This is a genomic window from Virgibacillus phasianinus, from assembly GCF_002216775.1.
Classification (GTDB): domain Bacteria; phylum Bacillota; class Bacilli; order Bacillales; family Amphibacillaceae; genus Virgibacillus_F; species Virgibacillus_F phasianinus.
This window is the reverse complement of the sequence record NZ_CP022315.1, coordinates 2,204,205-2,228,461: the sequence shown is the minus strand read 5'-3', so window position 1 is coordinate 2,228,461 and position 24,257 is coordinate 2,204,205. Positions and strand designations below refer to the sequence as shown.

Below are 24,257 nucleotides of genomic sequence, written 5' to 3'. Positions count from 1 at the left end.
GAGGATTTGGCAAATACTGGATGTTGCGATATAGAGGTTAAGTAGCTTTCTCCATAATCCGAAAACCTTGTGATTTTGCTAACAAAATAGCTTGTTCGACCGTGATCTCACGGCTTACTGGAAGAACATCAGCTTTTTGATATAAATCTGGATTATAGGATTCCTTTTTCTTTAAAATGTGGTATATTGCAGTTAACAACATTCGTGCTATGGCGATAATGGCACGTTTGTGACCGCGACGTTTTTTAATTCTTAAGTAGCGGTTCCGGATCTCGGGATGTTTTTCACTTTTGACTACAGAGGTAGCACACTGTACCAAAAGGGGTTTAATATAGACCCCTGCTCTCGAAATCCTAACTGACTTTTTCTTGCCGGCACTTTCGTTATTCGTTGGTGTTAGCCCTGCCCAGGAACAAGAATGCTTCGCTGTCGGGAACACGTCCATATTGACACCTATTTCTGAGATGATGGCAATCGCGGTAAAGATGTTTTTGATGGACGGAACAGTTAGAAGCAGATTGATTTCCTCCATGTAGGGCTCGGCAAGGGAAAGAATCAGTTTTTCAAGGTCTGCTTTACGTTCCTGCAGGTCCTCATAATGTTGTTTAATAACTGTTATTTTCCCCGCTTGTTCCGGTGTAATAAAACCATCCATGGCAAGTTTTAGTTCTGGAATCTTATTTCTAAGAGCCCCGTAAACTAGTGGTTCGATATCAAAATCCGTTTCCGTTGGATTTTCTAATAGTTTTTCGATAATATTCATCGAGGTTTTTCCAAAGGTATCAGACACCGCACTTCCAAGTTGGATGTTCGAAACTGTTAAACTGTTTTGTAATCGATTCTTTTCACTAGATGTAAAATTGGTTAGTTTCGAACGATAACGCATCAAGTCACGGAGCTGCCTGATCCTAGCCGGAGGCATAAAACTCCCTGCCACCAGATCATGTTTAAACAAATCCGCAATCCATTTGGCGTCTTTCTTATCTGTCTTTTTGCCACGGATTGCCTTCACATACTTGGGATGTGCTAGAGTGATGTTGCAGGAATCCTCTAAGATATTGAACACGGGAATCCAGTATTTCCCGGTAGATTCCATACAGACATCTAGACAATTGTTTTCCAAAAGCCACTGTAACAGCTTTCTCAACCCATTGGTATAGGTGGAAAAGCGATGGTTTTTGTAGGAAGTCACTCCTTGATGATCTGTTGAGGCAATACAGGCAACCACAAATCTTTTGTGGACATCAATGCCACAACAAATGGGGTAAACGATTTTTAAACCCATATAAAGCACTCCTCTCTAGAATATATAGAGATAGATCGCAGGGACTGATTACCCAGCTATAAACGAGTTGTTGTTTATACAAAGATAAGTCTTCGTGCTCGATGGCACACTTATTTGTGCTTGAAAAGGTAATCTACACATATAAACACGCGGTCACTCCGCTGTCGGAATAACCCACTTACCTCCACGTGATTTGTAGTGTGCGAAATAGCTCTATAATTCTAGAATAGCCAAATTAATGCGGAGCGCAAGGTTTATTTCATGTCGTTTTGTGCCTTGAGCGAAGCGAAAGGCATGATTATAAACACGGAGACTCCTCGAAAAAGAAAAGCACTTTTTCTTCGTGCGATGCCTATTCGGGGAAGCATTCCTTGTCCTGTGGGAGCAGAAGCCTAGATGAGACCCCGGAGAGCGTAAGCTCGAGGAGGCTCAGCAGCTGCCCACGGAAAGCGCAGTGTTTTTTAAGCAGCGGTGGCAGGTTATTAGTTATGCCGCAGTCTGTGGATTTTACGTCAAAAACAATAATCTTTTTAGGAAACAGTCAATTTTTAATACACAATTTAAAATGTTTGAAAGGGGATGCTATCTTGATTTATTTAGATTATGCCGCTACAACACCAATGTCTGAGGAATCCTTGGATATATTTAATCAGGTTTCGAAATCATTTTTTGGTAATCCAAACAGTATGCATGATGTTGGTTCTCGTGCTTCGCGGTTACTCGATACGAGCCGTAAAGAACTTGCAGCACTACTGGATTGTCCCCATCAAGGAATATATTTTACTAGTGGTGGATCTGAATCTAATATACTTGCACTTTCCTCACTCATCGATGCACATAATGGGAAGGGGAACCATTTGATCACAACCATATCCGAGCATTCTTCGGTCTATCATTTTTTCAAGAAAATGGAGAATGCTGGATTTGACGTTACCTATCTCCCCCTTGATGAACATGGACAGGTTCAGTTAGATTCTGTAAGAAAAGCCATACGTAAAACGACCATTCTAGCATCCATTCAATATGGCAACAGTGAAATAGGGACCATACATCCGATAGAATCGATTGGAACATTGCTTCATCAGCATCAGATTTTATTCCATTGTGATGCTGTTCAGGCGTTTGGAAAAGTCCCTATTAGCCTTACCACATTGAAAATCGATAGTCTATCGATTTCGAGCCATAAATTATACGGGCCAAAGGGAGTTGGTGCTGTTTATATCAATCCTGAGGTAAAATGGCAGGCACAAATAACCAATACTACGCATGAAATGGGGTTTCGACCTGGTACAGTAAACGTTCCGGGAATTGCAGCGTTTGTCACTTCCGCTATAGCAGTGTGTAATGATAGAATAAAGGAACAAGGACGGATAGATTCACTGAGAAGTGCGCTTATGAATGAATTAAAACAGGCGACTGTCAAATCTCATATTGAGGGTCATCCGACAGACTATTTACCACACATACTCGGACTTCGAATCGATGGAATGGAAGGGCAGTATGTCATGTTGGAAGGCAACCGCTATGGCATCGCAATTTCGACCGGCAGTGCCTGTCAGGTTGGAAAGCAAGAACCATCACGAACGATGAAAGCATTAGGTTATTCCGACTCATCCGCAAAACAGTTTATCCGGCTATCGTTTGGAAAACATACTACAACAGAAGACATTGGTAAGACGGCTGAGACATTGCGATATATTATCAATAAATTCCTTCAATCCAAAGGAGGTTAAGCACATGGATAGAACGGAAAAGTTCACATCTGCCAAAAGACAGGCGTTAATTTTGGACAGCTTAAAAGCTGAACATCGGCCGATTACTGGAAGTGAGTTTGCGCAAAAAGCAAATGTAAGCAGGCAGGTAATTGTGCAGGATGTATCCATTTTAAAGGCAAAAAATGAACCAATCATTGCAACGAGTCAAGGTTATATGTATATTCAGGAAACTCCAAACGAGGCAGCGCACAAGCTTATTATCGCCTGTAAACATCATCCTGACCAGACGGAGAACGAGTTAAACATCATTGTCGATCACGGGGTATTGGTTAAGGATGTAACAGTCGAGCATCCGGTATATGGTGACTTGACCGCTTCTCTCATGGTTAGCAATCGCAGCGAGGTACAAAATTTCATCAAAAAGATCCAAGATACCAATGCAGCCTACCTGTCCACGTTGACGGAAGGCATCCATATGCACACCATAGAAGCAGATACCAAAGAAAAAATTGAAGCCGCCTGTGAGGATCTAAAGAAGGCTGATATTTTACTATAACTGTAGAAAAATCGAGCACATTCCATTTGGAAATGTGCTCGATTTTCCCTCATCCTATTCCTCTACTGGAACTGCATAAGCCCACTTGTATTCAGTAGGTGCGCCCATTGGATTTCGGATGTATCCTTTCATTTTTGGAGATGTTAGTACTGCTCCAGCTTCTTGGTAAAGAGGTGCAATCGCTGCATCCTCAAACAATACCTTTTCTGCTTCCAAGAATGCTTCATAACGTTTAACCGGTTCCAATGCCAATTCATTTACCGTACTTTGAACCAATTTATCATATTTAGGGTCTGAATAACCCATCATATTATTCCCGCCATCTGTTAACCATAGGTTTAAGAAGGTATATGGATCGAGAAAATCTGGTAACCATCCAGCAAACTGAATTTGGTAATCCATCTTCGTATCTAACTCAAGACGCTGCTCAAATGGTACCTGCTTCAGAGTGATTTCTAACCCTGGAAGATTTGATTCTAATTGATTTGCAATGTACTCATTCATCGTCTTTGTTGTTTCCCCATCGCCGCCTAAGAACTCCAGTGTAACTTTTTCCTTGCCAATCTCTTCAAGTCCCTTTTTCCAGAACTCCTGCGCCTTATCGACGTCAAATGTTACTAGATCTCCATTAATTTCCCGGAAGTCCTCTCCTGTTTCAGGATGTTTGGAGAAGTCTGATGGAATCAGTCCATTTGCTACGACAGATCCATTGTTAAGAATCTCATCGACTAAAGCCTGTTTATTGATTGCTCTGCTGATTGCCTTACGAATATTTACGTTGGCAAGTGCATCAGAGGTTGTTTGGTTAAACTTCAAATAGAATACCCCTGTGCCAGGAACAATTTCAAAATCTTCATGTGAAGAATATTTATCAACCAAGTCGGATGATAGTCCAGCGCGATCAACTTCACCCTTTTCATATAAATCCACAGCAGTTTGTGGGTCTTTCACTACATCATAAGTAATCTTATTTAATTTTACGGATTCAGCATCCCAATATTTTTCGTTCTTTATCAAATTCCAGGAAGACGATGTACTCTTCCAGTCAGATAAAGTAAATGGACCGTTAAAAAGTAATGTATCAGTGCTTGTTGCATATTTATCGCCCTGTTTCTCCACGAATTTTTCATTCAATGGTAAAAAAGTTACAAATGCAGCCAGCGATTCGAAATAAGGAGTTGGCTTTTCTAATGTGACAACTAATGTATAATCCCCATCGGCCTTAACACCTAATTTTTCTACTGGCATTTCACCTTCACTGACAGCTGTAGCATTCTTAATAACTCCACCCATCATGTATGGACCATATTCAGATCCAGTTTTAGGATTTACTGCACGTCTCCAGGCATATACAAAATCATGGGCAGTTACAGGATCACCGTTCGACCACACAGCGTCTTCTCGTAGGTCAAATGTCCATGTTAACCCATCATCACTTACTTTATGGTCTTTCGCGATACCTGGTTTAAGCTCAACGTTTTCTCCAAGCCGGTATAGACCTTCCATTGTTTCATTCAGGAATTGAAACGCATACTCATCCGTTGCCATGGAAGAATCCATGGTAGGAATGGTATCACCATTGATCAGATTAAATACCTGTTCCACATCTTCACTTGCACTTGCTGATTCGTTCGATGTTTCGTCTGATTCACCAGAAGATTTTTCACTGCTATCTCCCCCAGAACATGCGACCATGAATACTGCAAGCAACAGACCCATCGCTAACAGTAATGAATACTTCGAAAGTTTCATGCTAATTACCCCCTTTTGCTATTTTATCTAGATAGCTTGTTATAGGCTGAAAACCTACATCGACCATTATACAATTTTTCAAACTATTTTGCATTATATTTTTATAAAAATTCTGTTAAATAGGTCAAGCTACCTAAAAAAAGCTCAAGGTCCCATCTTAAGGAAAGGCTATTTCTTATAGATTGTTGTTGACACAAAATTTATAAACTGCTGTGAAGAAAAAAGGACCCGAGTATTTCTACCCGAGTCCCTGTTCTTAGACTTATGCCCACCACATGTCGGCAGGTTTTTCTGTTATATTAACACTTTTTAAATTAGCAACTGCTTTACTGAACCCTTCGTCAATTGACATGATTGGATCTTCGTGCTCAATACTGACTACATAATCATAGCCATATGTTCGCAAGGCACTGATGATATTGGACCACTCTTGAACTCCGTGACCATATCCAACCGAACGGAAGCTCCATGCGCGGGTTTGAACTTCGCCATACGGCTGCATATCGGTCAGGCCGTACATATTTACATTTTCCTGATCAATATAGGTGTCTTTCGCGTGGAAATGGTGAATCGCGTTCTCCTTACCCAAAATTTTAATTGCGGCAACTGGATCAATCCCTTGCCACCATAGATGACTTGGGTCCAGATTTGCTCCAATAGCATCACAGGTTGCTTCCCGTAATTTCAGCATTGTATATGGCGTATGGACAAGAAATCCAGCATGAAGTTCAAGTCCAACCTTCACACCATGATCCTTGGCAAACTGCCCCTGCTCTTTCCAGTATGGAATAAGCTTTTCTTCCCATTGCCATTGTAAAATATCGGAGTACTCAGTAGGCCATGGCGTTACTGGCCAGTTTGGGTATTTCGCTCCTTCGTGATCACCCGGGGTTCCGGAAAATGTATTTACAACTGGAACGTTCATAAGTTCCGCCAGTTTTACGGTTTTCACAAAATCCTGGTGTGCTGCGTTGGCGACCTTTTGATCTGGAGAAATCGGGTTACCATGGCAGCTGAATGCACTGATTGTTAACCCACGTGAATGAATCTTGTCCAAGTAGTCCTTTCGCTTTTCTTCGCTTTCCAATAATTCATCTACATTACAATGTGCATCCCCTGGATTTCCACCAGTTCCAATTTCAACTGCGTCCAGTCCTGTTTTCTTCGCCTCGTCGAGCATTTCTTCAAACGATTTCTCTGAAAATAACACGGCAAATACGCCTAATTTCATATGTATCACCCCTATTTTTAATCTAATCTTACACTTCGTCCCGTTTCACTGCTTAAATAAATAGCCTCCATCAGCCTGGTCACTTGCAAAGCCTGCTTAGGCTTCACAATTAATTCCGCTTCCCCAAGACAGCTAGCAACGAAATTTTGTGCTTGTAAAAGTCCTGCCTGATCAGCATCGGAAGCAAATTTCGCCTCTCCATTAAAGAACGTCCCATATTTGGCCTGATACAACTCAAACGGATAGACACTTAGTCCACCATCAACACCCGAAATGCTTAAGCTAGTTTCATCTTCTTTAATATTTGCTGACCAAGAGCATTCCAGCATCAGTGATACGCCATTTTCAAATGTAATATAGCCTGTTACGTGGTCATCCACATCAAACGTTTCATGGTCAAAAACACCCCATTCGTTTAATTGATTAGGTGTTTTACTCAAGCGATTATATGTTGTGCCCATTACCTCAACTGGCTTTGGATTGCCAAGTAACCAAAGCGATAAATCAAGAAAATGACAGCCCCAATCAATCAAACTGCCTCCACCCTGCAGTTCCTTATTGGTAAAAACGCCCCAGCCAGGAACCTTTCGGCGTCGCATTGCCCGCATTCGGCATACTAATGGATCACCAATCTCCCCGTTGATAATAGCTTGCTTTGCAACACGTGCCTCCTGTGTATGGCGATAATGGAAGCCAATCGATAACTGCTTATTTGCTTTTTCTGATGCTGCAATCATTTCTTTGCATTCCTTCGCGGTAATTGCCATTGGTTTTTCGCATAATACATGAACCCCTGCTTCAAGCGCCTGAATGGCAATTTCTGAATGAAACTTATTTGGTGTGCAGATTGTCACTGCATCAACCTGTGCAAACAAGTCCTTGTAATCCTGAAACACAAGTGGAATGGTAAACTTATCCGCTACTTCCTGTGCACGTTCAACATTTAAATCTTGCACAGCCGTAAGCTCCACTTCATCCTGCAAGTTTAGATATGCCGGAATATGCCGGTCCTGCGCAATTCCTCCTGCTCCAATGATCCCCATCTTTAATTTGGCCACTTTACTACCCCCTTTAATGTGACACCAGCTAAATGCTGGTATCACCAAAACCTATTTCGATTTAATTTCCTCCAGTGGTTTGGCATTTCCGTAGACATGCTTAGGTGTATTGGTATTTTTCACCCATTTAACACCGTTTTTAATAACCTGTTGAATTTCCTTATTATAATAAGTAGGATATGTTTCATGACCCGGCCTGAAGTAGAATATCTTTCCTCTTCCACGAGTAAACGTTGCTCCGCTGCGGAACACTTCGCCGCCTTCAAACCAGCTGACAAATATTAATTGATCTGGTGCAGGTATATCAAAATGTTCCCCATACATCTCTTCTTTTTCGAGTTCAATGTATTGGCCAAGTCCTTCTGTAATTGGGTGACTCGGGTCCACAACCCAAAGACGTTCTTTTTCATCTGCCTCGCGCCACTTTAAATCGCAACCGGTTCCCATTAACTTTTGAAATACTTTAGAAAAATGTCCAGAATGCAGTACAACTAGGCCCATGCCATCTAGTACGCGCTGCTTTACCCGCTCCGCTACTTCTTCCGTAACCTCGTTATGTGCTTTATGACCCCACCAGACAAGTACATCTGTATGATCAAGCACTTCTTCCGTTAATCCATGCTCCGGTTCATCTAACGTCGCAGTCCGTGTATTCAATCCTTCCTTCTGCAGGAAATCAGCAATTGCCCCATGTATTCCTTTTGGATAGATATCGGCAACTACCGAATTTTCCTTTTCATGACGATATTCATTCCATACTGTTACATTCATTTCATTTCACTCCTAATTTGTAGTAAGCAGCGTACGCAAATTGTCCTGGTTGGTTTTCGCACAGTCCATTGGATCGCGATCGAAATCTTCCTGTTCAACCACTAACCAACTCACACCCTGATTCTTAGCAGTATGTATAAGCCCAGCAATATCAAGCGTACCTGCTCCAATTTCAATACTTTTCTTGCCCTGATTCATATCCTTCATATGCAACGATACAACCCGGTTACCGTATTTTTCAATAATTGACTCTGCACGGTAGCCCGCATAATTTGCCCAAAAACAATCAAGTTCCATTTTAACCAGTTCTGTATCTGTTTCACCAAAAAGTAACTCAAATCCAGTAACACCACTGAATGTTTCAAATTCAAAATTATGGTTGTGGTATGCGAATCTCATCCCATTCTGCTGACAAATTCGTCCGATCTCATTAAACTGTTCCGCTGTCCGCTGATAAGCATCGCGCGAATTCCGTTTTTCCTCAGGCAAATACGGACAAATGAGTAAGTCATTATTAATCTTTTTATTATACAGGATCGTTTCTTTTAATTTATCATCTGTTAAAAGATCCAGACCTGTATGACTCCCCGCCACACGAATACCTTTTTCATTCAAAGTGCGCTTGACCACACTTGCTGGTGTTCCAAAAAAACCTGCAAACTGAACAGCATCATAGCCCATGTCAGCAACTTTTCGGACCGTTCCCAAAAAGTCCTTCTCAGCCGCCTCCCGGACAGAATACAATTGCAAACCTATGTTTTGGATAAGCTATTCTCCTCTCGATAGATTTCTAAAACTGTTACTTAAGAAAATCTGGGCTTTTTGACAAGAACTAATACCCTTGAAAGCCTTAGATTCTTTTATATCGATAAAGATTTATACTCCCTGTTAAAGTTCAAAAACGACACGGCGTCCCTCAAGATCAGACAGCGCTGCACCATCATTTATTTTGGTTAATTGAATCACATCTTCCCTGGTAATGGTCGGCATTACACCTTCACTGATTTGTGCTACCCATTGCTCCATTGGCGTGGACACATCAGGTAAATCACTCTCCATATTTATCCATTCACCGTTACCATGATGCATGCTTGTCATTTGAATCGAACCGTTCCTGCAGAGTAAGGTTCCCTCTGTTCCATATAACTCCAGTTGAAACGGGCTCCCATGTGATAAAAAACTAGTCTCTATGATTCCAAGTGCACCAGATTGATAGTCAACCAGAACAGCGCCACTTTCATCAACCTCATTTGGATTGCTTCTTTTCAACCGGGCACTGACAGCCTGCGCTTTTCCGGCAAGCCGATTGGTTAGATAAATCGGATGTGCACCAAGATCAATCAGCGCTCCGCCACCTGTTTGCTGTTTATTAAAAAAACGGGCCGGTAACCACCCTTCTGTTTTCCCATCATATAAGACAGCACCATTATGGGCGAGACGACATCGAATCATCGTTAACTTGCCGAGCCATCCTTCTGCCAGCGCTCTTTCCGCAGCCAAAAATTCTTTTTCCGTTAAACGTGGCAAGGAAACCATCAACATAACGTCATGTGCATCCACTGCTTCATAAATTTCCTCGCAGTCCTGAACGGTAAAATCTAATACCTTTTCAGTAAAAATGTGTTTGTTATGACTGGCCGCAGCCAGGATAATTTCCTTATGCAAATTGGTTGGTGTGCTTACTACGACCGCATCTATTTCGGGATTGGATAATACTGCCTCTAAATTACATTCAAACGGTACACCAAGCTCTCTAGCCCATTCCTCACCACGTTTTGCATCCTCGTCCCAGACAAGTCCAATGGTTAATTGATCGTTTTCATGAACCGCACGGGCATAATCATCTGCATGAACATGCCATCTGCTTAACAACGCTACATTCATTGCCCTGATACCCCCTTAATCGAAATAAACGGCTTTTCCTGTTCTGGCAGATTCATAGATTGCCTCCAGAATTTGTGTGACAACAAGTGCCTCTTTTGGCTTAACAGTCGCCTCTGTATTATTTAACAGGCTTTCAATCCAAAGTCTAGCCTCAAGATCTGCATCCGTTTCATCGTTGCCATCATAAAAAGCAACACCGCCATTTTCCAGTTCTACATTTGTTGTATAAAGCTTGCCAAACTCTTCCCCATTAATGCGCAATCCATCCTTCATATCAGCGCCGCCTACTGTACCACTAAGCGAGCACTTTGCCTCGTCAACTTCCAATGAGTTTAATGCCCAGCTGGACTCAAGCACAATGGTTGCACCGTTTTCCATCGTAATAAATCCAAATGCAGAATCCTCAACCGTGAATTTTTCCGGATCCCATGGTCCCCAAGCGTTTGCAGCATTTTTACGCTCACCCAATTTATGAAAGGTTGATCCCATCACGGATTTCGGTTTATAGTTATCCATCATCCATAAAGTTAAATCGAGTGCATGTGTCCCGATATCAATTAATGGTCCACCACCCTGCTTTTCTTCATCTAAAAATACACCCCATGTAGGTACAGCACGACGCCTGATCGCATGTGCTTTAGCGAAATAGACATCACCTAAATCCCCACGTTGGCAGACCTTACGTAAATATTGGCTATCCTGCCTGAAGCGATTCTGGTACCCGATTGTCAGCTTCTTACCTGTTTCTTCAGCAGCGGCAACCATTTGTTTTGCTTCTTCAGATGATTTTGCCATCGGCTTTTCACACATCACATGTTTGTCTTCCTTCATTGCAGCAATGGAAATTTCCGCATGTGAAATGTTTGGTGTACAAACATGAACCACATCAATCGAAGCGTCCTTCAGCAATTCCTGATAATCCTGATATACCATTGCATCAGCAGTACCATACGCGTCTTTGGCAGCTTGGGCCTTCTGCACATCTGTATCACAAAACGCCACCAATTCAACCTGTTCTACTTTTTTTAAACTTGGCAGATGCTTGCCATTCGCAATACCGCCACATCCAATAATCGCTACATGTACTTTTTCCATTTATTCATCATCCTTTTATCATTATTATTCTTGGCTGATTTCTAAATTATTGTTTTTGACACAAAATCCATAAACCGCGACGTATGCGCTGGGTTGTTTTCCGCTGCGGACCGTTGCTTTCCGCGGGCACGGCTTAAGCCTCCTTGCCCCGGCAAGGGGTATGCCAACGTTGCCCGCAAAGGGCGATTTTAGTTGGCCCTCATCATCGCCCACTCTGCGGGGTCTTAAGACACACCATCGTATTAGTGGATAAGCAGATATCGTTGCCAAGTCCCGTCTTAGCGGAGGAAAAACACGGAGACTCCTGTGGGAGCAGAAGCCTCGATGAGACCCCACAGAGCGTAAGCTCGAGGAGGCTCATCAGCTGCCCACGGAAAGCGCAGTGTTTTTCCGTAGCGGTCGCTAGGCCACCAAACATGATTTTTAGTTACGTCGCAGTATCAACTGCAGTGATATTACAACAAACTATGCATAAACAGCCTTATTCTTTAACAGACCCTGAAGTCAGACCAGATACAATCCGTTTTTGGAAAATGAGTACCAAAATTACGATTGGAATGGTAACAATAACGGTTGCCGCAGAGATATCCCCCCACGGAATGGAAAACTGACTCTGATAGAGTGAGATACCGACTGGCACTGTCCGCCAATTATCCGCAGTGTTAATTGTTAACGCAAATAAATATTCATTCCAGGCGGCAATAAATACCAGAATTCCAGTAGTAAAGATTCCCGGTGTCGCTAGTGGGAAAATAACTTTCCTGAACGTTTGAAATGGACTTGCCCCATCAAGCTTAGCAGATTCTTCAAGTTCATATGGAATTTTTTGGAAAAACGTTGAGAGTATCCAGATTGATAACGGTAAACTAATTGTGATATATGGAATAACCAATCCTAAATAGCTGTTTCGAAGCCCAAGTCCCGTAATCAAATTAAACATTGGTGAGATAATCGCAATCTGCGGAAACATGGATGCCGCAAGTACGATCCCCAGTATCAGACCCTTACCTTTAATTGGCAATCTTGTAACCGCGTATGCCGTAAAGGACGCAAACGCCAGTGACAAAATAGTTGTTAAAGACGCTACAACGAAACTGTTTAGCATATACCGAAGCAATGGCCGGTGCGTCAATGCAGCCGTATACGACTCCAGCGTCGGACTACTGGTAAACCATTTAAATGATGAAAATATTTCACCCGGGGGCTTAACTGATGTTAAAAACACCCAGATAAACGGAAACATGACAAGAAAAACAAATATAACTAGAAAAACATAAAATCCTATTCCTGCTCGCTTCTTCATTTCGTACCCCCCTTATTTCGAACGACCTGCGAATAGTTCTGAACCGATTAATTTTACATAGATAAAACTAATAATTGCTACACACAAAAACACAATAACGGAAAGTGTTGAACCTTCACCGAAGTTCTGTTGAGCAAACAATGTTTTATATGCGTAAATTGATATCGATTCAGTTGCGTTGGCTGGTCCTCCACCGGTCAATACATAAATGAGGTCGAACACCCGGAATGCATCCAGTGTTCTGAATAGTAATGCAACTAAGATGGATGACTTTAGCAACGGCAACGTGATACTCCAAAACTGCTGAAACTTATTTGCACCATCTACATCAGATGCCTCATACAATGAAGCCGGTATAGTCTGCAGACCCGCCAAAAGCAATAAAGCCATGTACGGTGTTGTTTTCCAAATATCTGCCAAAATCACTGAAAACATACCACCATTCGCAGTTGACAGGAGCCAGGAAGCGTCAGGAATAAGGTGCAGCACTTGCAAATAATGAGCGACAATACCCGATTGCCCGTCATATAGGAATCCCCACATCATTGCAGCAACTGCTGTCGGAATTGCCCATGGAATCAGCACAGATGCCCGGATTATTCCCCTGCCTTTAAAGGCCCGGTTAATGAGCAACGCAATCGCCAGCCCCAGCACCAACTCAAAGGCAACGGAAACAACAGTAAAAAATGTCGTGTTCCAGATGGATTTCCACATTCGTTTATCCTGGAAATAATTAATGTAATTATCTAGTCCAACGAAATTCGATTCCAATATCGTTTCACTCGTACTACCTAGCAGACCAGCTGTTTGTTTAAATTTTTCACTTAATGCATCATCATTAATCGATTCAGCAATTTGTGACAGATCTTTTTGATATGAGTCAAGTGCGGACCGATATGCTTCCGCGAAATCATTATCTACCTCATTATATTTCAATTCATCATTGGTAACAGGCGTATAACTCATCAGCATCTCGTTGATTTTATCCACCTTTTTCTTGACCGCATCATCACTGATTAATTCACTATGATACTTGTTGACCCCTTCTTCAATAGAAGTAATTGTTCCTTTTACATCTTCCTTCTTTGTTGAATCTTTTAATTCCTCCAATTGTCCCTCAATATAAAAGTAGTTATCGAGATAGCTCTCCAAATCAATATTTGAACCAAGCAATGTTTCAGAACGTGCGGGATCATTTAGTCTGTAGTCAAACAAACTATTCCAAAACGACTGGGCAACTGGCCATAGAATGACGACAATTACCAAAATCAGTGAAGGAATAACCATCGCATAGCCAAGCTGTTTCTCGTTCAGCTGGAACTTCGCTTTCTTCTTGTCCCCCATAATTTCCCTCCTATTAGACAGATATGTAAAATTAAAATCGCAGACGCCTGTTTAGTGGAACATAGGTTCATAGTTTATAGAAAAGGCAAGGCGATGAGGGCCCCCTCTCACCTTGCCTTCTTTTCAATTGTCCAGTTTCAACCGTTCCCTTACGGAAATTATTCGTTCATTGCTTTTTCAATCTTCATTTGCATATTTTTTGCGGTTTCTTCTGCGGTTTGTTGCCCGGCTAATGCTCTTGATAATTCGATTTGCATAATATCAGAAAGTTCCTGATAAATTGGTGTTACTGGTCTTGAAACAGCATTTTCCAATACCTTTTTAAAATCCGGATTGGCAAATAATGCACTCGCTTCTTTCACTTCCGGATCATCATAAAGTGCTTTTAACGTTGGGGCACGTCCGCCATGAATTGCTGTGATTTTCTGTCCTTCTGGTCCAGTTAAAAATTTCACGAATTCCCATGCAGCCTCCGGATGTTCAGAATAGCGGTTAATCATTGCCATCCATCCACCTAGACTTGACGCGCTTCCCTCGTCACCAGCAGGCATCGTGGTAATTTTTGAATTACCAACAATTTTTGAACGTTCCTCATCAGCTGCAGATGCTTGCATATACGGCCAATTACGAGCAAACACTGAATTACCCTCAATATATGCTGTTTCCGTATCTACCTCTTTAAAATTTGTAATGTTATCTGGAACAAAATCGGAATTTACAACTTCCTTCATTTTCTTAATAGCTTTAATTGTCTCGGGGCTATCAGCTACTACATTGTTTTCCTCATCAACAATTTGGCCACCGTAAGAGGCAATATACTCGATAGCATTGGTTATTAAGCCCTCATATTGTGCTGCCTGCATAATGTAGCCGAATTCTGTTCCTTTTTCGCCCTGATATTTACCTGCCATTTCGATCAATTCATCCCATGTTTTTGGCGGTTCATCGACAATATCTGATCTGTAGTAAAGAACACCGGCATCAGTATAATTGGGCATTGCCCACTGTTTTCCATTAAATTTCCCAGATGCTACCGTCCCCGGAAAATAGGCATCCATATCAATATTATCCTTTTGAATAAAGCGATCTAACTCTAACGCATAGTCAGCCTGCGCAAACTCTGCCGGCCAAATTACATCGGCGTTGAATACATCGATTTCAGAACTTTTTGCGCTAAAGGCCGTTACGTATTGATCATGTGTTTGGCCACTGTCCGCTGGCATTTCACGATATTTCACATTTATATTTGGAAACTTCTCCTCAAATGCCTCAATTACAAGATCAATTGCACCTGTAGAATCAACATTGCGTGCATAAACTATAGTGACTTCTTCATCAGATGCCTTATCTTGCTCAGATGATGAATCTTTTTCTGCCTTATCTCCTGCGTCATCCTTACTTCCTGATCCTGAGTTGCTGCAGGCTGCCAGCAAGAGAACTAACCCAATTATCCATAACATACCTAACCCTTTGTTCCAAAACTTCAAAAAAAGGTCCCCTTTCTTATTTAAAAGATAAGAATCTATAAAATATGTCTGGCTCCAGCGCCCAAAAGCTGCCGTCATAAGCAATGGACACTACGAACGCTAAACCCATGCGTTCTACGGTCCCTTGCTTATGCGTCCGCTTCTAAACGGGGCGCCTGCGCTTTTCTTGTCTGGCTCCAGCGCCCAAAGACTGCCGTCATAAGCAATGGACACTACGAACGCTAAACCCATGCGTTCTACGGTCCCTTGCTTATGCGTCCGCTTCTAAACGGGCGCTTCCGCTTTTCTTACTGGTTTGATAGTTTCATAATTTCTTGTCATTTCTTTTTACCTATTATTCACTTACCGCACTTTCAATTTTTGTTTGCATATTTTTTGCTGTTTCTTCAGCTGTTTGTTCTCCAGCCAGCGCTTTTGAAAGTTCGATTTGCATGATGTCAGAGATCTTTGGATAAATTGGTGTTACCGGTCTTGGAACAGCACTTTCCAATACTTTAACGAACTCCGGATTAGCAAATAACGGACTAGCTTCTTTTACTTCTTTGTCATCATAAAGTGCTTTTAGGGTTGGTGCAGATCCTCCCTCGGTTGCTGTGATTTTTTGACCTTCAGGGCCAGTCATGAATTTCACAAATTCCCAAGCTGCTTCTGGATGCTCTGAGTAACGATTAATCATTGTCATCCATCCGCCTAGAGTAGATGCGTTGCCTGCATCACCCTTTGGAAGTGTTGTAATTTCTACATTTCCAGCAACTTTTGAGCGGGATTCATCAGCTGCAGATGCCTGCATATACGGCCAGTTGCGAGCAAATACCGATTTTCCTTCGATAAATGCAGTTTCTGTTTCTGTTTCCATGAAGTTTAAAATATTATCAGGAACGAAATCGGAATTTACGATTTCCTTCATTTTTTTAATAGCCTTCACAGTTTCAGGACTATTCGCAACCACATTATTTTCCTCGTCAATAATGGCCCCGCCATATGATGCAATGAACTCAATTGCGTTACAAACCAAGCCTTCATATTGAGCAGCCTGCATAATATAACCAAATTCAGTTCCAGCTTCACCTTTTAACGAGCTTGCCTGTTCCATTAGTTCATCCCATGTTGCTGGGGGTTCTTCTACGATATCAGAACGGTAATAAAGTACACCCGCATCCGTGAATTTTGGCATCGCCCATTGTTTCCCATTAAATTTGCCGGATGCTACAGTCCCCTCGAAATAGGCATCCATATCAATTCCATCTTTTTTAATGAAACGGTCCAGTTCTAATGCATAATCCGCTTGCGCAAATTCAGCAGGCCAGATAACATCTGCATCAAAAACATCTATTTCTGAGCTTTGTGCACTGAAAGCGGTTACATACTGATCATGTTGTTGCCCCGTGTCAGCAGGCATCTCACGGTATTCCACATTAATATTTGGGTGAGATTTTTCAAACGCTGCAACTAGTTTTTTATTTGCTCCAGTTGTGTCAACACCACGTGCATATACGATTGTAACTTCTTCATCAGAAGCTGCATCCGCCTCAGATGAAGTATCATCATTTCCTTTTGACTCATCCTTGCTGTTAGTTGAATCTGCGTTGCTACAAGCTACTAATAAAATGACCATTGCGATTACCCACAGACTACCTAAAGCACTCTTCCATAATTTCAAATCGATTCCCCCTTTTTAGTGGTTTGATTCCAGCGTTTGGAAAATCAATTATCGCGCAAACTCAATTTTCCAAAAAATGAAATCGATTACATCTTGCACTTTATTATACAATAAGTTAAAACCGTGTCAATAACTTTTTTGCTAAGTCATTTCAATAAAATCACCCAGAAGACCGTTCTGACAGTACATAAGTCTACCTAAAAAAAATGTCGAAAAAACACAATCATCAAAACATTACCTAACAGGTTCTTTCATTTTCAAGACGCCCACTTACGAACGCAGAAAGCCGCCTTCCGAATTGATGACCTGCCCTGTGATCCATGCTGCATCATCACTAGCCAGAAACCCAATTAAGCGTGCAGCATCTGTTGGCAATCCCATACGGCCCATCCTGAACTTTCCTGACAGTTCCTGTTTGATTTCCTCAGTCATCCAGCCTGTATCCGTCGGGCCAGGATTAACCGCGTTCACTGTAATGCCAAGCGGTGCGATTTCTGCCGATAATGACAGGGTAAACCCTGATATTGCTGCCTTTGTTGCACCATACGCCAGCTCATCTACCATTGGTCCCTCCGCTTGACCGGAAGTCATATTGATAATCCGTCCTTCAAAACAGCCAGACGTTTCAACCCGTCGAGCAAATTCCACGCATAGTAAAAAAGTAGCCCGCATGTTTACCGCATAGTGTGCATCCAGCGTTTCGGCATCCAGCTCCTGGTATCCATCCATGGTAGAATAAGCAGCATTGTTTACTAAAATTGCTGGTATACCTAACTGTTTTTGCACGTTATCGAGTAACTGATATGGCACTTTCGCTTCAGACAAATCAAACTCTGCACCGACACATTCAACGCCTGACGTACGGATTTCCTGTTGAAAGCTTTCCACAAAACCAGAATCTGCTTGCCAATATGTGAAGAAAATGGAATTCCCGTCAGCAGCAAGCTTGCGACACACAGCCGCACCAATACCATCCGTATGACTGACACCAGTCACAATCGCAACTTTTCTCTGCAAAATTATCACCTCTTAAGTAGATTCGCGAATCACCAGTTCATGATCCAAAATAATACTATCCACTTGCTTTCCCTTAATTTTATTCATAATCATGTTTGCTGAAATACACCCCATCTTATACATGGGCTGCGAAACAGTTGTTAACGTTGGGTGTGTCATGTTTGAAAAAGCAATTTTATCAAATCCGATAATCGCAATATCACCGGGGACCTGTAAGCCAGACGAATTAATTTCTTTTAATGCTCCAATTGCCAAAATGTCCGAGACGGCAAACACCGCCGTTGGCCGCTCCGGCAAATCAAGCAGCTTTCGCATAGCGAGCTTTCCATCCTCAAAGGCCAGCGATGCAGTATTGTAAATCCAGTCCGGTTCAATCATTAAACCAAATTCATCCATCGCCTTTTCATAACCGCGACGCCGCTCACGTGCATATAAAAATTTCTCATCCGAGTTAATTAACCCTATTTTTTTCTGGCCAATCTTAATCAGATGTTTAACAGCATGATAAGCCGCAAGCTCATTGTTAATCGTCACATACGAGATGTTTGCCCCTTCATCAAACTCACTGCATTGCACAATTGGATACTGACCGGCCAGCTCAATTAATTTACTCTTATTTACCGATGGATCCATTGAAATAATCCCATCTGCCAGCCGGTTTCGAATTAAGTTAAAATAAATTGCCTCTCTGTCCGGGTTTGAATCCGTCTCACAAAGAAGAATATTGTATCCAAGACCAATTGCAGTATCTTCAATTCCATTGATAATATCGGAGTAAAAAGGATTTGAAATGCTTGGAATGAGAACAAGAAGTAAGCGGCTTTCTGAGTTTCTTAAATTACGCCCGAGTACGCTCGGTTCATAATTCAGCTCATCTATCGCTTGTTCCACTTTCATCCTAGTCTTTTTTGCAACAGTACTTCGATTATTAAACACCCGTGAAACCGTAGCAACGGAAACTCCTGCTTTCTGAGCCACTTCTTGAATATTTGCCACGAGATCTCCTACTTTCCAATTGTAAATTTATTGAAAACGATTACAATTAATCTTATAATTCAAGGTTGATTTTGTCAATATAGTCCTAACAATTATTAGAAAAACCCGGCATTCGCCTTGTCCTTAATAGCTAATGCCGTAGTTTTGCTTATACTTAATTCCTTTAAATTTTTATACTTTCCTTAAGTGTAAAAATAAGGAGGTCACCCTCAAAACGAAGGGCAACCTCCTTACTTTTCTTATTACCTATAATTTTTCTTTTTAAAGACTTTTTAATGCATCTTCAATTTGCACGTCACCAGAAATCATTTCAAATGCTTTATGAAAGGCATTTGGTTCCTGGATTGCAGCAATCATTGTTTTCGCTACATCTGCACGGGGTATGGTTCCGCGTTCGAGTTCATCCCCTACCTTGATTTTGCTCGTGCTTTCTTCATGGGTAAGGCCGCCGGGACGCACAATCGTATAATCTAATTCTGTACCCATCAAGTACTCATCAGCTTCCTTTTTCATCTTTGTGTAATGATACATCGTTTCATTGCCTTTTTCTGGTTTACCAAGCTCACGTCCCGCACCAAAGCTGCTCAGCATGATGAATTTCTTCGCCCCTGTTTTCTCCGTTGCCTTCATTAGATTTATGGCGCCATCACGGTCAACCGCTGTGGTTTTATCTGTTCCAGTTTTACTTCCTGATCCCGCTGCAAACATCACAATATCCATTCCGCGCACTGCATGGCCAACATCACCTTCAAGGTCAGCAACAACAGGAATTCCACCAAGCTTCTCCATCTCCGGCTTTTGTTCATTTTTCCGAATCATGGCATATGGCTCATGCCCATCCTTTTTTAAATACTGAATTAATAAACGACCTGTATGGCCATTTGCTCCAGCTACTAATACTTTCATTATATATCTACTCCTTTTATCTGATTATCATCACATAATAATATGTTGCCGTTAACCGGGACTATTAAACCTGCCTGAAAATAATTGGAGCTATTATCTTAATTATTTCGTATACTATAGGAGAAGCAATGATAATCTTAAACAAGGATGAAAGTGTATGAAATGGAATACTATCAACCAACGGATTCAGGAAACATTTACATTTTTGCATGGCAATGCAGAAATCAGCTGGAAAGAGCATAATACCACGAAGTATGTGGCCAATATACTCAAGGAAAGTGGTTGTCGTGTAACAACTTTTGACGATTGCACAGGCGTAATCGGTGAGTTTGGACACTTCACCAAGGGGTTACCCATTGTTGCAATCCGGGCCGATATGGATGCTCTCTGGCAGGAAGTCAATGGAGTTTTCCAAGCTAATCATTCCTGTGGACACGATGCCCATATGGCAATGGTACTTGGCCTGCTTTGGGCCTTAAAAGAAAATCCCGAGCTTCACGACCAGATTGCTGTAAAATTTATTTTTCAACCAGCAGAAGAAAAAAGCGCCGGGGCATTAAAAATGGTTGAAAAGGGGGGAATCGATAATGTCGATTACTTATTCGGCATTCACCTGCGACCTGCACAAGAAACACAAATGGGCTATGCAACCCCAGTAATTGTCCATGGTGCAACACGAAAATATCGTGCAACAATTAAGGGACATGACGCACATGGCGCAAGGCCCCATCTTAATCATAATGCAATTGAAATTGGTGCACAGCTTGTTGACATGATGAACAATATCCATCTTGATCCACGGATTCCGCATACAGTGAAGATGACGTCATTTCATGCGGGTGGTGAGAGCATAAACATTATCCCGGGAAGTGCAACGTTTTCCGTTGATATGCGCGCGCAATCAAACGAGCTTATTAATCAACTGGAAAAAAAGGTTCAGGGAATCTTTACTGCAATCAGTGATCTATATGATATTTCCATTTCAGTCGATGAAGTAAGCGGAGTGGTAGCAGCAAAGACAAATAAAGAAGCAATCGGCATCATGAAGCAAGCTATTGGACATTCTTTGGGTGCAGGAAAGATTGCCCCTCCTCTCGTCACACCTGGTGGTGACGATTTTCATTATTATACAATCAAAAAACCGGCACTAAAAGCAACGATGGTTGGCCTTGGCTGCAATCTTAAACCTGGCCTGCATCACCCAGCCATGACATTTAACAAAACGGCTCTGCTTAACGGGGTGAAAATCCTTTACCATGCCATCCTGCAAACGTATGGAATAAAAAAGTAGTGCGGCAACAGGTCGCACTACCTTTTTATATACCTATTCCTTTTGATCGATCACTAAATCCCTGTCTATATCCTTTTTATCATAATCTTCGCCAAAATACTTTTTCATTTTCTCGTCTGCCTTCTGTTTAATTGGCTCATCTATATGGGAAATAATTTGATAGATCGCATAAACAATCACGGCACTGTCATCGGTTATTCCGACTAAGGGAATAAAGTCCGGGATCAGGTCAACCGGCAATATGAGATAGCCAAGCGCCCCAGCAATCGTTAGTTTTGCTGATTTAGGTGTATTTTGACTTTTAAATGTATAGAACAGTAAAAAGCTGTAATAGGCCAATTTTGTTCCAAGTATTTTCGAGTACTTAAACATCTTTGCACCAAACTTATTTTCCGAGAAATATTTCTGACTTCCTTTAATCGCTTTAGCCGGGTCAAGTTTCGCCAATTTATCTTTGTAATTCATGTCAAATCCTCCTGCAAATTTCTACACTATAGTAAGCTTATGCTATATGGTAGAATTTAAACAGCGGAAATGCAAATTTTAAACATACAATCGGACAGCTTCTCCTTTTTTACATTTTTTGCACACTACAATCCAGGCCGATTCCTTAAGAAGTTTTGGTAGGCAAAACCTTTAACCTGATCCTCAGAATAGTGTTTAAGCAATTCATTAATCAAATTTTGGTATTTAGATGAATCCTCCAAATCGGTCACAAACGTAGATATACCATCAAAATCAGAACCGAAGCCAATCTGTTTGACACCACCAAGTGAACATAGGTGATCAATGTGCTTGATAAGATCTGCTAAACTTGCTTTTTCACTTTCATCAATAAATGGCGGGTTGAAAACAACATGAATGTTCCCGTTGTTCGCGAACATCGCCTTAACCTGTTCATCGTTCAGATTTCGCACATGATCACAAAGGCTGCGCGCATTTGAATGACTAGCAATTGGATATTTCGCTGTTTCCATGACGTCCCAGAAACCTTTAATCGGTAAATGAGAAACATCAGTGAAAACGTGATTTTCATTATTTAGTTTTACCACTTCTTTACCAAGTAATGTGAGTCCTCCCCCACGCGGCTCCCCAGCCCCATCAGCACAAAGATTGGCATTATTCCATGTTAGTCCGATAGATAATACCCCAAGACGATACAGATGCCTGAGTTTTACTAGGTCATTTCCAAATGCATCCGCACCCTCCAATGTCAGTACCGCGGCAATCTCACCATCTTGCAGACGATCAAAGTCTGCCCATGATTTGATGTGCTTCATCTTTGGATTTTTTCCAAGTATTTCGGTATAAAATAAATCAATTTGTTCCAATGCATGCTGCCATTTTTCATCGGAAGGCACATCTGGATTAATGAAAATAGCAAAGAACTGGCCCATTACTCGACCGGTCTGTAAATTATGTAGATTGGTATTTAGATGTTTAGAAGTTGTATAGTCAAGTGCTGCTCCCTCTTGAAACATTCCTCGTTTCGCAAGCTGTAGCTTTAGTAGTGCATCACAGTGTGTATCGATTATTTTCATCCCTATAAATCCCCTTTCTATTATTCTTCTCCAACTGATATAGTTCTAGTTTATCACATTACTTTAACGTTTACAGAATATTCTTGTCCCTTGGGTAGCACAAAGGTTTATCGCTTTACACAACACTTGTCTTAGTGAAATAATATAGAAAATAATCCCGACTAAATTTATATGAATAAATGGAGGAGGTTTATCCATGAAGTTAACTGACCTTACTACAATGGAAGAAAGAATCGCAGCATTAGAAGAAAAAGTAAAGCCTTTTACCGATAGATCGCAAGAATACGATGAAAAAGCTTCATTTCCTTTTGAAAACTTTAAGGTTTTAAAAGAAATAGGCTATCCCGCATTAACCGTACCTAAAGAGTATGGTGGTCTAGGGATTTCCCTGTATGAAATGTTACGACATCAGGAAACGATTGCCAAAGCGGATGGCTCAACCGCGCTTTCCATTGGCTGGCACATGGGACTAACTAAATTTCTTGGTGAACACCACATCTGGGAGGAGGCGAAATATCAGGCATTTACCAGGGACGTTCTTGAAACTGGGGCGCTATTAAACAATGCTGCTACGGAACCAGCTACCGGAAGCCCCACCCGAGGCGGCAAACCAGAAACTGTAGCATCGAAAACCAAAGATGGCTGGATCATTAATGGCCGAAAAACGTTTACTACCCTGGCACCAATTTTAAGTTATTTTGTTGTTAGTGCTTCAATTGACGGCAGTGATCAGGTTGCCAACTTTTTAATCAAACGAGAACGAAGCGGACTGGAAGTGGATGAGACCTGGGATTCCATTGCAATGCGGGGAACCGGCAGTCACGATTTAGTTCTGAATGATGTAAAAGTTGATGATAGTGATCTTGTTCAGTATATGACACCCGGCAAGAAACCAGCGACGGGATGGCTATTGCATATTCCAGCATGTTATCTTGGTATAGCACGTGCTGCACAGAAGTATGCGGTTGAATTCGCCACAAACTATTCACCTAACAGCATTAACGGCACTATTTCGGAACTGCCTAACGTTAAGCAAAAGATCGGTGAAATGGAATTGCGCGTGATGCAGAACCAGCACTTTTTGTATTCAGTAGCAAGAAAATGGGATGAGAGCAGTGAAGATGTTCGTCAAACAATGAAACCGGAGCTTGGCGCAGTAAAGCTTTCTGTTGTGAATCAGGCAGTGGAAATTGTTGACCTGGCCATGCGGATTGCTGGTGCCAGAAGCTTATCCAGACAAAATCCATTACAGCGCTATTACCGTGATGTCCGTGCTGGGATACACAACCCGCCAATGGATGACATGACAGTCATGCAGCTTGCATCCACGTCCATTGCAAGGCAAAGGGATAAGAAGTAAAATTT

21 protein-coding genes are annotated in these 24,257 nt (G+C 41.7%); 4 read left to right on the top strand and 17 right to left on the bottom strand.

Going from position 1 to position 24,257, the window contains the following annotated elements:
• Positions 1 to 37: 37 nt before the first annotated feature.
• Entirely contained in the window at positions 38 to 1,285 is a 1,248-nt protein-coding gene (locus CFK37_RS10675; RefSeq protein WP_089060090.1) for an IS110 family RNA-guided transposase, read from the bottom strand.
• 584 nt (positions 1,286 to 1,869) lie between these two features.
• On the opposite strand from CFK37_RS10675, the gene CFK37_RS10670 reads away from it, so the two are divergent.
• Positions 1,870 to 3,018: an IscS subfamily cysteine desulfurase gene (locus tag CFK37_RS10670; RefSeq protein WP_425445385.1), complete on the top strand. Its 1,149-nt coding sequence runs from the start codon at positions 1,870 to 1,872 to the stop codon at positions 3,016 to 3,018.
• A gap of 4 nt (positions 3,019 to 3,022) precedes the next feature.
• Complete coding sequence (locus CFK37_RS10665) at positions 3,023 to 3,556, top strand: transcription repressor NadR (RefSeq protein WP_089061839.1); 534 nt, start codon at positions 3,023 to 3,025, stop codon at positions 3,554 to 3,556.
• A gap of 54 nt (positions 3,557 to 3,610) precedes the next feature.
• Here the strand turns inward: CFK37_RS10665 and CFK37_RS10660 are convergent, their stop codons facing one another.
• The 14 genes from CFK37_RS10660 to CFK37_RS10595 all read right to left on the bottom strand — a co-directional run bounded on the left by CFK37_RS10660 (position 3,611) and on the right by CFK37_RS10595 (position 20,060).
• The gene (locus CFK37_RS10660) at positions 3,611 to 5,308 is read right to left on the bottom strand and encodes a peptide ABC transporter substrate-binding protein (RefSeq protein ID WP_089061838.1); all 1,698 of its coding nucleotides are present in this window, start codon (positions 5,306 to 5,308) and stop codon (positions 3,611 to 3,613) included.
• Between the two features lie 262 nt (positions 5,309 to 5,570).
• Positions 5,571 to 6,539 (bottom strand): sugar phosphate isomerase/epimerase family protein, encoded by a 969-nt coding sequence (locus CFK37_RS10655; protein ID WP_089061837.1) that lies wholly within the window; start codon positions 6,537 to 6,539, stop codon positions 5,571 to 5,573.
• 17 nt (positions 6,540 to 6,556) lie between these two features.
• Positions 6,557 to 7,597, bottom strand: coding sequence for a Gfo/Idh/MocA family protein (locus tag CFK37_RS10650; protein ID WP_089061836.1), 1,041 nt, complete (start codon positions 7,595 to 7,597; stop codon positions 6,557 to 6,559).
• 51 nt (positions 7,598 to 7,648) lie between these two features.
• Complete coding sequence (locus tag CFK37_RS10645) at positions 7,649 to 8,368, bottom strand: ThuA domain-containing protein (protein WP_089061835.1); 720 nt, start codon at positions 8,366 to 8,368, stop codon at positions 7,649 to 7,651.
• Positions 8,369 to 8,380: 12 nt separating this feature from the next.
• Positions 8,381 to 9,076 carry a sugar phosphate isomerase/epimerase family protein gene (locus CFK37_RS10640; RefSeq protein ID WP_172840491.1) on the bottom strand — a complete coding sequence of 232 codons (696 nt, stop codon included), beginning with the start codon at positions 9,074 to 9,076 and terminating at the stop codon, positions 8,381 to 8,383.
• A 180-nt stretch (positions 9,077 to 9,256) separates the two neighbouring features.
• On the bottom strand, positions 9,257 to 10,252 hold the full coding sequence (locus tag CFK37_RS10635) for a Gfo/Idh/MocA family protein (RefSeq protein ID WP_089061833.1): 996 nt from the start codon (positions 10,250 to 10,252) through the stop codon (positions 9,257 to 9,259).
• Positions 10,253 to 10,267: 15 nt separating this feature from the next.
• On the bottom strand, positions 10,268 to 11,347 hold the full coding sequence (locus CFK37_RS10630) for a Gfo/Idh/MocA family protein (RefSeq protein WP_089061832.1): 1,080 nt from the start codon (positions 11,345 to 11,347) through the stop codon (positions 10,268 to 10,270).
• Positions 11,348 to 11,828: 481 nt separating this feature from the next.
• On the bottom strand, positions 11,829 to 12,650 hold the full coding sequence (locus CFK37_RS10625; RefSeq protein ID WP_089061831.1) for a carbohydrate ABC transporter permease: 822 nt from the start codon (positions 12,648 to 12,650) through the stop codon (positions 11,829 to 11,831).
• A 12-nt stretch (positions 12,651 to 12,662) separates the two neighbouring features.
• Positions 12,663 to 13,994, bottom strand: a complete 1,332-nt coding sequence (locus tag CFK37_RS10620) for a carbohydrate ABC transporter permease (protein ID WP_089061830.1) — start codon at positions 13,992 to 13,994, stop codon at positions 12,663 to 12,665.
• Positions 13,995 to 14,152: 158 nt separating this feature from the next.
• Complete coding sequence (locus CFK37_RS10615; RefSeq protein ID WP_172840563.1) at positions 14,153 to 15,454, bottom strand: ABC transporter substrate-binding protein; 1,302 nt, start codon at positions 15,452 to 15,454, stop codon at positions 14,153 to 14,155.
• 361 nt (positions 15,455 to 15,815) lie between these two features.
• Positions 15,816 to 17,141 (bottom strand): ABC transporter substrate-binding protein, encoded by a 1,326-nt coding sequence (locus tag CFK37_RS10610; RefSeq protein ID WP_089061828.1) that lies wholly within the window; start codon positions 17,139 to 17,141, stop codon positions 15,816 to 15,818.
• Between the two features lie 270 nt (positions 17,142 to 17,411).
• Positions 17,412 to 18,164: an SDR family oxidoreductase gene (locus tag CFK37_RS10605; RefSeq protein ID WP_425445384.1), complete on the bottom strand. Its 753-nt coding sequence runs from the start codon at positions 18,162 to 18,164 to the stop codon at positions 17,412 to 17,414.
• Between the two features lie 6 nt (positions 18,165 to 18,170).
• The gene (locus tag CFK37_RS10600; RefSeq protein ID WP_089061826.1) at positions 18,171 to 19,154 is read right to left on the bottom strand and encodes a LacI family DNA-binding transcriptional regulator; all 984 of its coding nucleotides are present in this window, start codon (positions 19,152 to 19,154) and stop codon (positions 18,171 to 18,173) included.
• Positions 19,155 to 19,415: 261 nt separating this feature from the next.
• Positions 19,416 to 20,060 (bottom strand): SDR family oxidoreductase, encoded by a 645-nt coding sequence (locus tag CFK37_RS10595; RefSeq protein WP_089061825.1) that lies wholly within the window; start codon positions 20,058 to 20,060, stop codon positions 19,416 to 19,418.
• Positions 20,061 to 20,217: 157 nt separating this feature from the next.
• Here CFK37_RS10595 and CFK37_RS10590 point away from each other — a divergent pair, with 157 nt between their 5' ends.
• Complete coding sequence (locus CFK37_RS10590; protein WP_089061824.1) at positions 20,218 to 21,351, top strand: M20 peptidase aminoacylase family protein; 1,134 nt, start codon at positions 20,218 to 20,220, stop codon at positions 21,349 to 21,351.
• A 33-nt stretch (positions 21,352 to 21,384) separates the two neighbouring features.
• Here CFK37_RS10590 and CFK37_RS10585 read toward each other — a convergent pair whose 3' ends face one another.
• Both CFK37_RS10585 and CFK37_RS10580 read right to left on the bottom strand, forming a co-directional pair.
• Complete coding sequence (locus CFK37_RS10585; protein WP_089061823.1) at positions 21,385 to 21,816, bottom strand: YkvA family protein; 432 nt, start codon at positions 21,814 to 21,816, stop codon at positions 21,385 to 21,387.
• Positions 21,817 to 21,941: 125 nt separating this feature from the next.
• The gene (locus CFK37_RS10580; protein ID WP_089061822.1) at positions 21,942 to 22,892 is read right to left on the bottom strand and encodes a dipeptidase; all 951 of its coding nucleotides are present in this window, start codon (positions 22,890 to 22,892) and stop codon (positions 21,942 to 21,944) included.
• A gap of 196 nt (positions 22,893 to 23,088) precedes the next feature.
• On the opposite strand from CFK37_RS10580, the gene CFK37_RS10575 reads away from it, so the two are divergent.
• Complete coding sequence (locus tag CFK37_RS10575) at positions 23,089 to 24,252, top strand: acyl-CoA dehydrogenase family protein (RefSeq protein ID WP_089061821.1); 1,164 nt, start codon at positions 23,089 to 23,091, stop codon at positions 24,250 to 24,252.
• Positions 24,253 to 24,257: the final 5 nt, after the last annotated feature.

Bases quoted from the DNA above. Each gene is read 5' to 3' on its own strand.
- CFK37_RS10675 (WP_089060090.1), bottom strand. From the start codon at position 1,285: ATGGGTTTAAAAATCGTTTACCCCATTTGTTGTGGCATTGATGTCCAC.
- CFK37_RS10635 (WP_089061833.1), bottom strand. From the start codon at position 10,252: ATGAATGTAGCGTTGTTAAGCAGATGGCATGTTCATGCAGATGATTAT.
- CFK37_RS10655 (WP_089061837.1), bottom strand. From the start codon at position 6,539: ATGAAATTAGGCGTATTTGCCGTGTTATTTTCAGAGAAATCGTTTGAA.
- CFK37_RS10575 (WP_089061821.1), top strand. From the start codon at position 23,089: ATGAAGTTAACTGACCTTACTACAATGGAAGAAAGAATCGCAGCATTA.
- CFK37_RS10580 (WP_089061822.1), bottom strand. From the start codon at position 22,892: ATGAAAATAATCGATACACACTGTGATGCACTACTAAAGCTACAGCTT.
- CFK37_RS10660 (WP_089061838.1), bottom strand. From the start codon at position 5,308: ATGAAACTTTCGAAGTATTCATTACTGTTAGCGATGGGTCTGTTGCTT.
- CFK37_RS10645 (WP_089061835.1), bottom strand. From the start codon at position 8,368: ATGAATGTAACAGTATGGAATGAATATCGTCATGAAAAGGAAAATTCG.
- CFK37_RS10615 (WP_172840563.1), bottom strand. From the start codon at position 15,454: ATGTTATGGATAATTGGGTTAGTTCTCTTGCTGGCAGCCTGCAGCAAC.
- CFK37_RS10585 (WP_089061823.1), bottom strand. From the start codon at position 21,816: ATGAATTACAAAGATAAATTGGCGAAACTTGACCCGGCTAAAGCGATT.
- CFK37_RS10625 (WP_089061831.1), bottom strand. From the start codon at position 12,650: ATGAAGAAGCGAGCAGGAATAGGATTTTATGTTTTTCTAGTTATATTT.
- CFK37_RS10630 (WP_089061832.1), bottom strand. From the start codon at position 11,347: ATGGAAAAAGTACATGTAGCGATTATTGGATGTGGCGGTATTGCGAAT.
- CFK37_RS10620 (WP_089061830.1), bottom strand. From the start codon at position 13,994: ATGGGGGACAAGAAGAAAGCGAAGTTCCAGCTGAACGAGAAACAGCTT.
- CFK37_RS10590 (WP_089061824.1), top strand. From the start codon at position 20,218: ATGAAATGGAATACTATCAACCAACGGATTCAGGAAACATTTACATTT.
- CFK37_RS10665 (WP_089061839.1), top strand. From the start codon at position 3,023: ATGGATAGAACGGAAAAGTTCACATCTGCCAAAAGACAGGCGTTAATT.
- CFK37_RS10595 (WP_089061825.1), bottom strand. From the start codon at position 20,060: ATGAAAGTATTAGTAGCTGGAGCAAATGGCCATACAGGTCGTTTATTA.